We start from the raw sequence: 12,201 nt of genomic DNA on the forward strand, positions 1-12,201 counted from the left end.
TCCCCGAATCCCGGAGTTCCGCCATGAGCACCATCGATTTCACCTCGTTCCTCAAGCTGATGGCGCACCAGAAGGCGTCGGACCTGTTCATCACGTCCGGCATGCCGCCATCCATCAAGGTGAACGGCAAGATCTCGCCGATCACGCAGACGCCGCTGACCTCGCAGCAGTCGCGCGACCTGGTGTTGAACGTGATGACGCCGTCGCAGCGCGAAGAGTTCGAGAAGACCCACGAGTGCAACTTCGCCATCGGCGTGGCCGGCGTGGGCCGCTTCCGCGTGAGCTGCTTCTACCAGCGCAACCAGGTGGGCATGGTGCTGCGTCGTATCGAGACGCGCATCCCGACCATCGAAGAGCTGAACCTGCCGCCGGTCATCAAGACGCTGGCCATGACCAAGCGCGGCATCATCATCTTCGTCGGTGCGACCGGTACGGGTAAGTCCACCTCGCTGGCGGCGATGATCGGCTACCGCAACCAGAATTCCACCGGCCACATCATCACCATCGAAGACCCCATCGAGTTCGTGCACAAGCACGAGGGCTGCATCATCACGCAGCGCGAAGTGGGCATCGACACCGACAGCTGGGACGCGGCGCTGAAGAACACCCTGCGTCAGGCGCCCGACGTCATCATGATCGGCGAAGTGCGCACGCGCGAAGGCATGGACCACGCCATCGCGTTCGCAGAAACCGGCCACCTGGTGCTGTGCACGCTGCACGCCAACAACGCCAACCAGGCGATGGACCGCATCATCAACTTCTTCCCGGAAGACCGCCGCACCCAGCTGCTGATGGACCTGTCACTGAACCTGAAGGGCGTGGTGGCGCAGCAGCTGATTCCCACCCCCGACGGCAAGGCGCGCCGGGTGGCGATGGAGATCCTGCTGGGCACGCCGCTGGTGCAGGACTACATCCGCGAAGGCGAGGTGCACAAGCTGAAGGAGGTGATGAAGGAATCCACCAACCTCGGCATGAAGACCTTCGACCAGGCCCTGTTCGAGCTGTACCAGGCCGGCGAGATCAGCTACGAGGACGCGCTGCGTTTCGCCGACTCGCAGAACGAAGTCCGCCTGCGCATCAAACTGGCCCAGGGCGGCGATGCACGCACGCTTGCGCAGGGGCTGGATGGGGTGGAGATTGCGGAAGTCAGGTGATTGCGCGCAATACGCGTCAAACGGAAGGGGCGGGCGACCGCCCCTTTTTCGTGGGGGATCGCCTGCCCTCAAGGACCTCCGGCACCCGCAAGTGTTGACTTCCGGCACCTCACTGCGCGACGGCTGGATCCGATGATGTGCGGGAACCGACGCGATGTCGGCCTCTCCAGGACCCTTGCCCCATGACGCAAATCCTCACCCACACGCCCCTCTGGGTCTTTGGCCTGTTCTCGGGCCTGGTCTACCTTGGATTCGTCCAGAGGCGCACCCGGCACGTGTCGCGGCAAAGGCTCATCGTGCTGCCCATCGCCATGCTGGCCTGGTCGCTGTACTCGGTGTGGTCGACCTTCGACGCCCATCTCACGGCGTTGGCAGCGTGGGCCTGTGCATGGGGGGCGGTCGTGGCCTTCGGTCTTGCACGCGGCCCGTCGCGCAGCGCGTCCTACGATGCCGGAACGGCGCAGTTCACGGTGGCCGGCAGCTGGGTGCCGCTGGCATTGATGATGGGCATCTTTTTCTTCAAGTACGCGGTGGCCGTCATCCACGCCATCACGCCTGACGTTCTCGATACAACGCTGGCGGTAGTCGTGGTCGCCGGCACCTACGGCGTCTTCAGCGGCCTGTTCATGGCGCGTGCCGTGCGCGTGTTGGGAACGATGAAAGGACAGCGCCTCGTCGAGCGTAGCGCCTGAAGGACGACGTAGGATGGGTTGAGCCGAAGGCGATACCCATCATTGCTGCATCGCTAGAATTTCGATGATGGGTATCGCCTTCGGCTCAACCCAATGGAATGGACTCCTCCCACTGATACGGCATCTAGGTGCCAGACTGGAGTTGTTACCCACCAGTCACACAGCAGGAGGAGTCCGCCATGAAGATTAGTCGAGTCGCTTTGGATTTGGCAAAGAACCTCATCCAGGTGCACGCCGTGGATAGCTCGGGGCGTCCTGTCGTGCGCAAGTCGCTTCGCCGCACTCAACTGCTGCCGTTATTCCGCGACCTGCCGCCCTGCGAGGTAGGCATGGAAGCCTGTGCCAGCGCCCACCATTGGGCCCGCCATCTGCAGGCGATGGGACATCGCGTTCAGCTTTTGCCGCCTCAATACGTCAAACCTTTCCTGCTCGGCCAGAAGAACGATGCCAACGATGCGGTAGCTGTCTGCACCGCCATGTCGCACCCGGAAATTCCACGCGTTACCGTCAAGACGATCGCCCAGCAGGACGTTCAGGCATTGCATCGCGTTCGCGCCATGCGCATGAAGCAGCGCACGGCCCTGATCAACCAGACGCGGGGTCTTCTGGCCGAGTACGGCCTGGTCATCGCCGTCTCGCCCGCTGCACTGCGCAAGGCGATTCCAGAACTGTTGGAGGATGCCGGCAACGGCCTGAGCTTCGACTTCCGACAGTTGCTGGCCGAGCTATACGAGGAGTTGGTCGCGATCGACCGGCGTGTGGCGGAACTGACACAGCGGATCGAACGCGACGTCCGCGCCCATGACCAGGGCAAGCGCCTGCTGGAAATCCCCGGCATCGGCCCCCTCACCGCCAGCGCCCTGATCGCCACCGTCGGCGATGCCAAGCAGTTCTGCAATGGCAGGCAGATGGCGGCCTTCCTTGGACTGGTGCCAAGACAACATTCCAGCGGCGGCAAGAACCGACTGCTGGGCATCCACAAGCGCGGCGACAGCTACCTGCGGGGCCTGTTGGTCCACGGTGCACGCAGCGTCTTGCGTACCGCAACCGACAAACCCGACGACCGAAGCCGATGGCTGGTGAACCTGGCGGCACGACGGCACCGCAACATCGCCACCGTGGCGCAAGCCAACAAGAACGCCAGGATTGCCTGGGCCATCCTGACCAGTGAACAGCGTTACCGCGCCAACTGAGCTACACCGCCCATCAACGAGTTTGCTGACCGAGGATGACGATCACCGGGAAGACCAGCGCGGGAAGAGCCTGAGTAGGTTGGTGGCCCTGGAGGCCGATAACCCAATGAGGCGCTCGCGTGCGACTGCTCCATCATGGCCAGAAGCCAAAGGCTTCAATCACAGGCCGGATATACGTTCGCAATCTCAACCCAGTATCAAAATCGGTTGGCAATCGGGAGGAGTCCATATACGGGAGGAGTCCATATACATCCTACGAAGGGCTTCAGCCCCTCATGCTCCCCGTCTCCAGCCACCGCTGGTGCCACGACAGCGCCTCTGGCAGCAGGTGCGGAGTGTGCTTGCCGTAGCTGTGGTGCAGGGCGCGGTCGAAGTAGTCCTGCAGCGCGTCGCGGTAGTCGGGGTGGGCGCAGTTCGCGACCAGCAGGCGGGCGCGCTGCTTGGGCGTGAGGCCGCGCAGGTCGGCAAGGCCCTGTTCGGTCACGATGACGGAGACGTCGTGCTCGGTGTGGTCCACGTGGCTGACCATGGGCACCAGCGCGGAGATGCTGCCGCCCTTGGCGGTGCTGGGGCTCAGGAACACCGACATGAAGCCGTTGCGGGCGAAATCGCCTGAGCCACCGATGCCGTTCTGGATGCGGCTGCCCATCACGTGGGTGGAGTTGACGTTGCCGTACAGGTCGGCTTCGATCATGCCGTTCATGCCGATGCAACCCAGGCGTCGCACGAGTTCGGGATGGTTGGACATCTCCTGTGTGCGCAGGATGATGCGCTCGCGGTAGAACGCGATGTTTCGCTTGAACGTTTCGTTCGCCTCCGGGCTGAGCGCGAAGCCCGTGCACGACGCGACATCGAGTACGCCTTCGCGCAACAGCTCGAGCATGCCGTCCTGGATGACCTCGGTGAACGCGGTCAGACCGCGGAAGCCGCTCTTCGCCAAGCCGGCCAGCACGGCATTGGGAATGTTGCCGACGCCGGATTGCAGGGGCAGCAGGTTGGCGGGCAGGCGACCGCGCGCGACTTCGTGCTTCAGGAACGCGATCAGGTGTTCGGCGATGCGCTCGCTGGTAGGGTCGATGGGCGTGAACGGGCTGTTGCGGTCCGGGCCGTTCGTGCGCACCACGGCGACGATCTTGGCCGGGTCGCAGTGCAGCGCGGTGTCGCCGATGCGGTCGTGTACGTGTTCCAGCGGGATCGGTTTGCGGTGCGGCGGTAGCGCGGTGCCGTAGTAGATGTCGTGCATGCCGTCGAGGTCGGCGGGCTGCCAGTCGTTGACCTCCACGATGACCTTCTTCGCCAGGTCCAGCCAGGTCTTGCTGTTGCCGACCGAGGTGGACGGCACCAGTTTTCCGTCCTCGCGGATCGACGACACCTCGATCACCGCGGTGTCGATGGGGCCGTAGAAGCCGAACCACACATGTTGCGCGACATGGCTCAGGTGGATGTCGATGTAATCCAGTGTGCCGTCGTTGATGCGCTTGCGTGCGTCCGGATCGCTCTGGAACGGCATGCGCAGCGCGATGGCGTCGGCCTTGGCGAGTGCGCCATCCAGTTCCGGCGCGGTGGACGCGCCGGTCATCAGTTTGATCTGGAACGGCTGGCCCGCGGCGTGCGCATGCTCGATGCGCGTGGCCAGCGCCAGCGGCACGGCCTTGGGGTAGCCGGAGCCGGTGAAGCCGCTCATGGCGACGGTCTCGCCGGGCTGGATGAGGCGGGCGGCATGTTCGGCGCTGATCACGCGGCCGCGCAGGCCGGCGTGGCGGATACGGTCTTCGTGCATCGGGATGGGCATAGGCGGAGCGAAACGGGGATTATCGCGCCGCAGGATACGGGCATCGGCTTACGCGCGGGTTGCGCCGGATCAATGCCCTGCCGCGATCATCCATGGCGGCCGTTGCTTCGAAGCGCGGTGGAAGGCCGGGCAATCCTCGCGGTGCGCACCGGGCAGGTAGCCCAGGCTCATCAGGAACTCGTTGGTGATCTCGCCACCGGTGAAGCGGAAGGTCTTCTTGAACAGCCTGATCCAGTCGGCTTTCGGCAACGGATGGTGGGCGTCCAGCCACGCGGCGAATCCGCCATGGGTCGTCCGCAGCTGCCGGATGACCTGTGCGTTGTGGATCGCGGCCTCGACCTTCAGCCGGTTGCGGATGATGCCGGGATCGGCCAGCAGGCGGGCGCGGTCCTTGTCGCCGTAGCGCGCGACCTTGTCCACCTCGAAGCCGCTGTAGGCGGTGCGGAACCCCTCGCGCTTCTTCAGCATCGTCTCCCAGCTCAGGCCGGCCTGGTTGATTTCCAGCAGCAGGCGCTCGAACAGGACCGCTTCGTCGCGTTGCGGGAAGCCATACTCGCGGTCGTGGTAAGGGCCGTGCAGCGGGTGGCCGGGGGCGATGTCGCAGTATCCAGACATGGGGAACGGGGCCGAGCGGGGATTCCCGATTCTAGGCGGTGTTGCGGACAGGAACCGCCCGCGCGCGTCCGGGCGCTAGAATGGTGGCCATGCACGATGCCGCCACGCCCCTGGCCAACCAGCTGCTGATCGCCCTGCCGGCGCTGGCCGATCCCAATTTCGCGCGCAGCGTCACGCTGATCTGCCAGCACGATGACGAAGGCGCCATGGGCGTGGTCGTCAATCGCCCGTCGGAGTACACGCTGGGTGAAGTGCTGCGGCAGATGAACCTCGCCTCGCACGATCCGCAGTTGGACGACCAGATCGTGCTGGCGGGCGGGCCGGTGCATCCGGAGCGCGGCTTCGTGCTGCATGACGATGCGCGCGCGTGGGAGTCCACGCTGGAAGTGGCGGACGGTCTGTACCTGACCACCTCGCGCGACATCCTGGAAGCGATGGCGGTGGGCGAGGGGCCGGCCAATGCCGTCATGGCGTTGGGCTGCGCCGGCTGGGGGGCGGGCCAGCTGGAATACGAACTGGGCGAGAACAGCTGGCTGACGGCGCCTGCCGATGTCGAGCTGCTGTTCGCGCTGCCGCTGGAGCAGCGTTGGCAGGCGGCAGGGCAGCGGATCGGTGTGGACATGACGCGCCTGACGGATTACAGCGGCCACGCATGAGCCCGTGCCCGCGCCCGCAGACGTCGTCTCCACGGCAGCCGGTGCAGGATGGCGCACGCGTGATCGAACGGAGGCAGATGGCATGAAGCTGGATGGCACCGTACTGGGATTCGACGTGGGCGCCCGCCGCATCGGCGTGGCGGTCGGCAGCGCGTTCGGCACCGGCGCGCGTGCGCTGGCGGTGATCGACGTGCATGGCCACGGGCCGGACTGGCCGGCGATCGACAAGCTGCATGCGGAGTGGAAGCCCGATGGCCTGGTGGTGGGCGATCCGATGACGCTGGACGGCGGCGACCAGCCCATCCGCAAGCGCGCGCATGCCTTCGCCCGCGAACTGCGCGCACGTTACAACCTGCCGGTGGTGCTGGTGGACGAACGCACCAGTTCCGTCGAAGCCTCGCAGCGCTTCGCGCTGGACCGCGCCGAAGGCCGCAAGCGCCGTCGTGACGCCGTGGCGCTGGATGCCGTCGCAGCGGCCGTGATCATCGAACGCTGGCTGGCCGCTCCCCAGGATGCGACCCAGTTGACCTGATTCTTCACTGACGAAACTCCATGACTTCCCAACTTGATCCGGATGGACGCCTGCGTCACCTGTTGACCCTCGAGGGCTTGCCCCGCGAGACCCTTTGCCGCCTGATCGACCGTGCCGGCCAGATCCGCGATGCCGCGCTCGGTCGCACGCCGCGCCGACAGGTCCTGGACGGCACGACGGTCTGCACGCTGTTCTTCGAGCCGTCCACGCGCACGCGCAGTTCGTTCCACATCGCCGCGCAGCGACTGGGTGCGGACGTGCTGAACTTCGACGCATCCACCTCGTCCACGCGCAAGGGCGAGACCGCGCGCGACACCCTGCGCAATCTGGAGGCGATGGGGGTGCGCGGCTTCATCGTCCGCCACGCCGACGATGGCGCAGTCGCGGCGCTGGCCGGCGAGGCGGGCGAGGGCACGGCCTTGATCAACGCGGGCGACGGTCGCAGCGCGCACCCAACCCAGGGTTTGCTGGACGTGCTGACGATCCGGCAGGCCAAGGGGGCCGATTTCTCGCGCCTGAAGGTGCTGATGGTCGGCGACGTGAAGCATTCGCGCGTGGCGCGCTCGGACCTGCATGCGTTGCGCACGCTGGGTGCGGGCGAGATCCGCGTCTGCGGTCCGCAGTCGCTGCTGCCCGACGATGGCACGCTGGCGGGATGCGAGGTGGGACAGGACGTCGACGCCATGCTCGAAGGCGTCGACGTGGTGATGATGTTGCGCCTGCAACGCGAGCGCATGGAAGAAGGGCTGGTGGCCTCGCTTGAGGACTACCACCGTGACTACGGCCTGACCACGACGCGACTGGCGCGCGCGGCAAAGGATGCCGTGGTACTGCATCCCGGCCCGATCAACCGCGGTGTGGAGATCACCGACGAGGTCGCCGACGGCCCGCAGTCGCTGGTGCTGCGCCAGGTCAGCAACGGCGTAGCCATCCGCATGGCGGTGCTGGAAATGCTGCTGGCGTAAGGCGGCTTCACAGGCCCGGCGCGTTCCGGTCGGCCCTGAAGGGCCTCCTGCAGGCGTTGAGGCCTACTCCGTTGCCGCGACCACTCTGTTCTTGCCGGCCTGCTTGGCCTGATACATCGCGCGGTCCGCGCGGGCGAGCAGCTCGTCCTGCGATTCGCCGGGCAGCCAGCGCGCCACGCCCGCGCTGAACGTCGCCACGATGCCGCGGCCTTCGTAGACCAGCGGCTTGTGCGCCAGCCGGTCGCGCAGGCGTTCGAGCGTGCCCATCGCTTCCAGGAAGCTGGTGTCGGGCAACAGCAGCACGAACTCTTCGCCCCCGAAGCGCGCCACGGCATCGCTCGCGCGCAGGGTGGCGCGCGCCAGCGCCACGACATGGCACAGTGCCGCGTCGCCACCGAGGTGGCCGTGGGCGGCGTTGATGTGGCGGAAGTCGTCCAGGTCCAGCAGCGCCAGGCTCAACGTCTGGCCGCTGCGCAGTGCGCGCACGGATTCGCGCTTGAACAGTTCGTCGAAGCCGCGCCGGTTCAGCGCGTCCGTCAGCTGGTCGACCCGCACCAGTTCGGAGACCGATTGCAGTTCCTGTTCGAGGTTCATGACGCGCCGCTCGGCTTCCTCCACCTCGCGGCGGGCTTCCATCAGGCTGTCGCGCGCGCGCAGGGCCTGTGCCTGCACCTGTGCGGTGTCGTCCAGGATGTCCTCCATCCGCTTGCCCAGTTCGGCGATGCTGCGGCTGTCGCGGATGGCCTGCGCGTGGAAGCTGATGCGGTCGTGGTACTCGCCGGTGCTGCTGGCCATGCCGTCCAGCCGCTCGACGAAGGTCACCATCATCTCCTTCATCGACGCCTTGGACTCGGCCAGGCCCTGCTTCAGCAGGCCCTGCTTGTAGATGACTTCGCGCAGGCCCGCGCGCGTCTGTTCCAGCGCCGTGCGGTCCAGCGGGCCGGAGAGCAGCTGGCGTACCGCGCCGATCTGGTCCTGCAGCCAGCTGCCGTCCTCGATCAGTTCGCCGACGTTTTCCAGCAGCAGGTCGAACAGGCTGCGCATCAGTTCCTGCGCGTCGTTCACTTCGTGCGTGCGCAGGCCGACCTGGAGGCAGAGTTCCTTCATGTCGTGGCCGAGCTCGGCCAGCGGCTGGGCGGGCTGCCACTGGCGCACGCGGTCTGCCAGGGCGTGCGCCTGCGGCAGCAGCGTGGTGTCGTCGCGCAGCAGGTGTTCCATGCCGCCCACCAGCAGGTGGTGCAGCAGGTCGCGAAGCTGTTCGGCTTCGCCGGACAGCGGTTCGTCCTGGATCGTGCGGATGTACTTGTCGACCAGTTGCCGCATGGCGCGCCCGTAACGCGGCCAGTCGGCGTCGGCATGCGCGGACTGCAGGCGCTCGCCCATGCCGTGCAGTTCGCCCGGCAGACCCGCGACGCCATCGGCGAACGCGGACAGAAGAGCGCCGGGTTCCTCCGCATGGGCGAACAGCGCCTGCAACTGCGCGCTGCTGATGGCGGGCCCCGGACGTGCCGGCGGGGTGGTGGCAAGTTCACGCGACGTCGGTGCGCCCGCCTCGCGGCGGCGTGGCCACAGCCGGCGGAAGCCGCCCGCAATACCGGAGTTTTCGTCGGCCACGTCAGCCATTCAAGTCGCTCGCACGGCCATGGGCGGATGCCCGTCGACCACCAGGGGATGCCGGGTTATCGGCTGCAATGGGCCGCGGTTGAGGGCCGGTGGCATCCGCAGGAGGCGGGGGCGTGCGAAGCGTGACGCAGGAGGCGCCAGCGCGGCATCAGCCGGCATTCGGGGGATAGCGGAGCCGGGCTTCCTCGATGATGGCCAGGTGGGCCATGGCCTCGCCGTGACCCATCGCCGCCGCGGCGCGCACCTGGTCCAGGGTCGGGTGGGAGACGATCAGCAGCAGGTTGCCGCACTGCGGACAGGCGTAGTCGGTGACCGCGTCGTGCAGTTCCATGGCCATCGCACGGCTGTCGCCCTGCCAGTTGCAGGGACAAGGCAGCTCGCGCTCACGCCAGCCGGCGTTGAAGTAATCGGTGACGAGTTCGGCCACGGCTCAACGTCCGCGGCGTTGTTCGAACAGCCATTCCCACATCGGGGCGTAAGCGTAGGTGGCGTCCCAGCTGTTGTGGTTGGCGTCCGGGAATTCGGTGTATCGCGCGTCGCGCGCGCCGGCCGCCTTCAGCGCGGCGTCCATGCGGCGCGACTGGGACGGCGGCACCACGTCGTCCTTGCCGCCGTGGAAGATCCACACCGGCACGTCCTTCAGGCGTTGCGCGGCGGCGGCGAAGGGATCGGCGGCACCCGCGACGCTGTGCACGTTCATGCTGGAACGGTCCCGCCCCCAGTCGACGGTGATGCCACCGCACACCGGCACCAGCGCAGCGAAGCGGGTCGGCTGCTGCAGCGCCAGTTCCCACGTGCCATAGCCGCCCATCGACATGCCGGTCAGCGACACGCGATCCGGATCGCCATCGAATTCGCGCAGTGCGGCATCCAGCGTGGCGAAGGCGATCGGGCCGGCGACCTCGGTCCACTCGGTGTCTTCCGGTGCCTGTGGAAACACGACCAGCCCGGGGAAAGTGTCGGCATGCTGACGGAGGTATGGCCCCAAGCCTGCCATCGTCTGCTTCACGCCATCGCTGCCGCGTTCGCCGGAGCCGTTGAGGAACAGCACCACCGGCGGCTTGCCGCGGCGGAAGCGCGCCGCAGGCACGAACACCTGGTAGCGATAGGTCTTGCCTTCGAGTGCGACCTCGCGCGAGACGAATTCGCCGGTCGGGTTCATCGGGGGTGTCGTGGTGCAGGCGGTCATCAGGATCAGCAGCAAGCCCAGGCAGGCGGTGGCGAGAGTGCGCATGGCGGTGACGGTCAAAGGATAACGATCGGCAGCATAACCCGATGGCACTGTGCGGAGCCGAGCTCGGTTTCGCAGCACACACGGCAAGCGTGTGTGGGCCCGGCCGCGTCAGCGTTCGGGATCAGGCGGTGGCATGTCGTCACGCAGGCGGACGAAACGGGCGAAACGCGGCAACCCGGTCGAGGTAAGGCCGGTATAGCGGTAGGTCAGCCACGCGCCCAGCGGCGGTGGTGCGGCACGCTGCGCATCGGTGAAGCCGGTGCCGATGCGGAAGTGGCGACCGTTGGGCGTGCGCACCTGCAGCGCGCCCATCATCCCGTCGTATTTGCCTTTGCCCGGCAGATGCGCGACGACTTGCGCCTCGGCGTCCTCATGGGGCTTGTACTTGAGCAGGTCTTCACTGCGCCCGGCGCGGTAGTACGCAGTGCGCCGATGCAGCATCAGGCCCTCGCCCCCGGCGGCGACCACGCGGGCCAGTTCTGCGTCCAGTTGGGCCCGGGTGTCGAGGCGTTGCTGCGGGATCATCGCCAGGTGCGTGTTGCGCGCCATCGACACCAGGCCGCGCATGCGAACGACGCGTTCCGCAAACGGCCCAGGGTGGGTGGGCAGGTCGAAGACCATGAAGCGTACACCGCGCCACGCCTGCGCATCGGTTCCCACGCGGCGGACAAGGGCGCTGATGTCGTCAAAGCGGCCGCGTGCGATCCACAGCTCGCCGTCCATGGGTTCGGCAGACCAGCCGCGAGTGAACGTGGCCGGTGCCGCAATCCGCGCGCCGCCACGCGTCCACAGTGCCCGACCATCCCAGCGGGCACGCACGCCGTCCAGCTTCTCGCTGACAAGGAAGGCGCTGACCGGCACACCTTCGCGATAGGGCGTTGCCAGCATCGGCTCGGGAGGCGGGGCCGAAAGGGCGGGCCAGACCAGCAGGTACAGCAGGGTAACGAGGAGCAGGCGCATGGCGGCGAGCCGAAGGGAGGCAGGCCAGCGTCGCGCGCAGGGTTGATCATCGGGATCAGGGCACGTCGCGGTGGTCTGTAGGAAAGCCCCGCGAGGTGATCGCTCAGGCCAACAGGATCAGCGTGGTCGGGCCGAGGAAAAGGAAGAAGCCTGCAGTGCTGGATTCATGACCTCGTCCAGCACCACGCGATCAGCGCGATGCCATGCAGGAACACCATCGTCCAGAACACGACGCGGTAGCCGGGCTTGCGCGATTTATGGCGCAGTGTCTGTTGCGCGATCCACGCACCGGGCCAGCCGCCGGCGAGTTCGAGCAGGTGCAGCGTGGATTCTGGGGTGCGCCAGCGGCCGGTCTGCGCTGCATGCTTGTCGAGGGCATAGGCGACGAAGGTGATTGCCGACAGGATCAGCGGTACGAACACCGCTTCGAAAGGAATGCGACCGTTGTCGATGGCCCAGGCAACCAGCAACGCATAGGCCGCGATGGCGACTGCGCCGGTCAGCCATGACGCGTGCCGCGGCGAGGCTGTCCGTGCGAGTGCAGAGGGCTTTGCAGGTCGCGTGGCGGATGCTGCCCGACGGACTGCATGGGCACGCCACTTGCCATCGGCTTGGCGCTGCGCGGCGAACTTCACCAGTTCGCCGGCCTCGGGACGGCGGCCATCGAGCCGGTAGTCGCGCACATGGAAGAACACGCGGGCCGGTTCGCCATCGAGTGGCGCGATGAAGCCGAAGCCCCGGTCGTCGTTCCATTCGCTGACCTTGCCGAGCCGTTCCATCGAGCG

The 12,201-nt window shown here is 66.8% G+C and carries 13 protein-coding genes; 6 read left to right on the forward strand and 7 right to left on the reverse strand.

Annotated features, from left to right (window positions below):
* Positions 1-23: 23 nt before the first annotated feature.
* The 3 genes from OY559_RS04320 (at position 24) to OY559_RS04330 (ending at position 3,039) form a co-directional block, all read left to right on the forward strand.
* Positions 24-1,154 carry a PilT/PilU family type 4a pilus ATPase gene (locus OY559_RS04320; protein ID WP_142123584.1) on the forward strand — a complete coding sequence of 377 codons (1,131 nt, stop codon included), beginning with the start codon at positions 24-26 and terminating at the stop codon, positions 1,152-1,154.
* A 182-nt stretch (positions 1,155-1,336) separates the two neighbouring features.
* Complete coding sequence (locus OY559_RS04325) at positions 1,337-1,846, forward strand: DUF6622 family protein (RefSeq protein ID WP_277728875.1); 510 nt, start codon at positions 1,337-1,339, stop codon at positions 1,844-1,846.
* 179 nt (positions 1,847-2,025) lie between these two features.
* Positions 2,026-3,039, forward strand: a complete 1,014-nt coding sequence (locus OY559_RS04330) for an IS110 family RNA-guided transposase (protein WP_277729914.1) — start codon at positions 2,026-2,028, stop codon at positions 3,037-3,039.
* A 265-nt stretch (positions 3,040-3,304) separates the two neighbouring features.
* Here the strand turns inward: OY559_RS04330 and OY559_RS04335 are convergent, their stop codons facing one another.
* Both OY559_RS04335 and OY559_RS04340 read right to left on the reverse strand, forming a co-directional pair.
* The gene (locus tag OY559_RS04335) at positions 3,305-4,819 is read right to left on the reverse strand and encodes a succinyl-CoA:acetate CoA-transferase ScpC (protein ID WP_277729915.1); all 1,515 of its coding nucleotides are present in this window, start codon (positions 4,817-4,819) and stop codon (positions 3,305-3,307) included.
* A gap of 81 nt (positions 4,820-4,900) precedes the next feature.
* Entirely contained in the window at positions 4,901-5,446 is a 546-nt protein-coding gene (locus OY559_RS04340) for a DNA-3-methyladenine glycosylase I (protein ID WP_277728876.1), read from the reverse strand.
* An 89-nt stretch (positions 5,447-5,535) separates the two neighbouring features.
* Here OY559_RS04340 and OY559_RS04345 point away from each other — a divergent pair, with 89 nt between their 5' ends.
* The 3 genes from OY559_RS04345 (at position 5,536) to OY559_RS04355 (ending at position 7,599) form a co-directional block, all read left to right on the forward strand.
* The gene (locus OY559_RS04345; RefSeq protein WP_277728877.1) at positions 5,536-6,102 is read left to right on the forward strand and encodes a YqgE/AlgH family protein; all 567 of its coding nucleotides are present in this window, start codon (positions 5,536-5,538) and stop codon (positions 6,100-6,102) included.
* Between the two features lie 82 nt (positions 6,103-6,184).
* The gene (ruvX, locus tag OY559_RS04350; protein WP_142123588.1) at positions 6,185-6,634 is read left to right on the forward strand and encodes a Holliday junction resolvase RuvX; all 450 of its coding nucleotides are present in this window, start codon (positions 6,185-6,187) and stop codon (positions 6,632-6,634) included.
* Positions 6,635-6,654: 20 nt separating this feature from the next.
* Positions 6,655-7,599, forward strand: coding sequence for an aspartate carbamoyltransferase catalytic subunit (locus tag OY559_RS04355; RefSeq protein ID WP_277728878.1), 945 nt, complete (start codon positions 6,655-6,657; stop codon positions 7,597-7,599).
* A gap of 63 nt (positions 7,600-7,662) precedes the next feature.
* Here OY559_RS04355 and OY559_RS04360 read toward each other — a convergent pair whose 3' ends face one another.
* The 5 genes from OY559_RS04360 to OY559_RS04380 form a co-directional block, all read right to left on the reverse strand.
* Entirely contained in the window at positions 7,663-9,222 is a 1,560-nt protein-coding gene (locus OY559_RS04360; protein WP_277728879.1) for a GGDEF domain-containing protein, read from the reverse strand.
* 148 nt (positions 9,223-9,370) lie between these two features.
* On the reverse strand, positions 9,371-9,649 hold the full coding sequence (locus tag OY559_RS04365; protein WP_277728880.1) for a hypothetical protein: 279 nt from the start codon (positions 9,647-9,649) through the stop codon (positions 9,371-9,373).
* Between the two features lie 3 nt (positions 9,650-9,652).
* Complete coding sequence (locus OY559_RS04370; RefSeq protein WP_277728881.1) at positions 9,653-10,456, reverse strand: carboxylesterase family protein; 804 nt, start codon at positions 10,454-10,456, stop codon at positions 9,653-9,655.
* 108 nt (positions 10,457-10,564) lie between these two features.
* Complete coding sequence (locus tag OY559_RS04375) at positions 10,565-11,416, reverse strand: DNA ligase (protein WP_277728882.1); 852 nt, start codon at positions 11,414-11,416, stop codon at positions 10,565-10,567.
* A 164-nt stretch (positions 11,417-11,580) separates the two neighbouring features.
* Positions 11,581-12,195, reverse strand: coding sequence for a DUF1294 domain-containing protein (locus OY559_RS04380; RefSeq protein ID WP_277728883.1), 615 nt, complete (start codon positions 12,193-12,195; stop codon positions 11,581-11,583).
* Positions 12,196-12,201: the final 6 nt, after the last annotated feature.

Origin of the sequence: Pseudoxanthomonas sp. SE1 (assembly GCF_029542205.1) — a bacterium.
In the GTDB taxonomy this organism is placed as follows: domain Bacteria; phylum Pseudomonadota; class Gammaproteobacteria; order Xanthomonadales; family Xanthomonadaceae; genus Pseudoxanthomonas_A.

Bases quoted from the DNA above. Each gene is read 5' to 3' on its own strand.
- OY559_RS04320 (WP_142123584.1), top strand. From the start codon at position 24: ATGAGCACCATCGATTTCACCTCGTTCCTCAAGCTGATGGCGCACCAG.
- OY559_RS04325 (WP_277728875.1), top strand. From the start codon at position 1,337: ATGACGCAAATCCTCACCCACACGCCCCTCTGGGTCTTTGGCCTGTTC.
- OY559_RS04330 (WP_277729914.1), top strand. From the start codon at position 2,026: ATGAAGATTAGTCGAGTCGCTTTGGATTTGGCAAAGAACCTCATCCAG.
- OY559_RS04335 (WP_277729915.1), bottom strand. From the start codon at position 4,819: ATGCACGAAGACCGTATCCGCCACGCCGGCCTGCGCGGCCGCGTGATC.
- OY559_RS04340 (WP_277728876.1), bottom strand. From the start codon at position 5,446: ATGTCTGGATACTGCGACATCGCCCCCGGCCACCCGCTGCACGGCCCT.
- OY559_RS04345 (WP_277728877.1), top strand. From the start codon at position 5,536: ATGCACGATGCCGCCACGCCCCTGGCCAACCAGCTGCTGATCGCCCTG.
- ruvX (WP_142123588.1), top strand. From the start codon at position 6,185: ATGAAGCTGGATGGCACCGTACTGGGATTCGACGTGGGCGCCCGCCGC.
- OY559_RS04355 (WP_277728878.1), top strand. From the start codon at position 6,655: ATGACTTCCCAACTTGATCCGGATGGACGCCTGCGTCACCTGTTGACC.
- OY559_RS04360 (WP_277728879.1), bottom strand. From the start codon at position 9,222: ATGGCTGACGTGGCCGACGAAAACTCCGGTATTGCGGGCGGCTTCCGC.
- OY559_RS04370 (WP_277728881.1), bottom strand. From the start codon at position 10,456: ATGCGCACTCTCGCCACCGCCTGCCTGGGCTTGCTGCTGATCCTGATG.
- OY559_RS04375 (WP_277728882.1), bottom strand. From the start codon at position 11,416: ATGCGCCTGCTCCTCGTTACCCTGCTGTACCTGCTGGTCTGGCCCGCC.
- OY559_RS04380 (WP_277728883.1), bottom strand. From the start codon at position 12,195: ATGGAACGGCTCGGCAAGGTCAGCGAATGGAACGACGACCGGGGCTTC.